This window comes from Lentibacillus salicampi, from assembly GCF_004565465.1.
In the GTDB taxonomy this organism is placed as follows: Bacteria; Bacillota; Bacilli; order Bacillales; family Amphibacillaceae; genus Lentibacillus; species Lentibacillus salicampi.
The window spans coordinates 1-630 of the sequence record NZ_SRHY01000124.1 but is presented as its reverse complement, the minus strand read 5'-3'; the positions used below and the strand labels follow the sequence as shown (position 1 = coordinate 630).

Here is a 630-nt window from a genome sequence, read left to right as displayed (position 1 = left end):
CGCTGGAGCACTCGGTCGCCAACTTCACGATGATCCTCGACAGCTGCCATTCCGGCGACATGCACGACGAAGCCGAGCGGGCGCGCCGCGCGCGTTCGCCCGCGTTCTCCGCCGAACTGGTGCAGGCGCTGACCCAGTGCAGGACGATGGTGCCGTGCGGCATCTGCCTCCCGCCGGCGCAGCGCAACGCCCTCGACGGCAACATCCGCCGGGTGACCGCGCGCAATGCCGGCGTGGTCGTCGAGGAAGACACCTCGCGACGCCTGGTGCAGAACGCGAAGTCGAAGTTGATCGCCGCCCGCTCCGCGGCGCAGGTCGCGATGGAACACGAGACGATCGGGCATGGACTGGTCACCAAGTCCTTCCTGGACCTCATCGACACCTGCCCGTACACCATCACCTACGACACGCTGATGACCGAGCTGACATCGAAGGTCAACGCGCTGATGTCCACGCATTTTCCCGGCGAGACGCAGACGCCGCAGTTGCGCGGCCAGGCCAACCGGATGGGGGAAGACTTCCTCGACGGGTGGCGCGACTGCCGCTGACCGCCGCGCCGCGCGGTTTCGCGCGGCGCCGCTCCGAACGCAACGCGCACCGGCGCAAGGACCCATTCCATGCTCAGCCTCG

The 630-nt window shown here is 68.3% G+C and carries 1 protein-coding gene; it reads left to right on the top strand.

Annotated elements, in window-relative coordinates; translation table 11 throughout:
• The coding region (locus E4U82_RS19655; protein WP_167751518.1) for a caspase family protein at window positions 1-548 on the top strand (548 nt) is incomplete at its 5' end.
• Window positions 549-630: the final 82 nt, after the last annotated feature.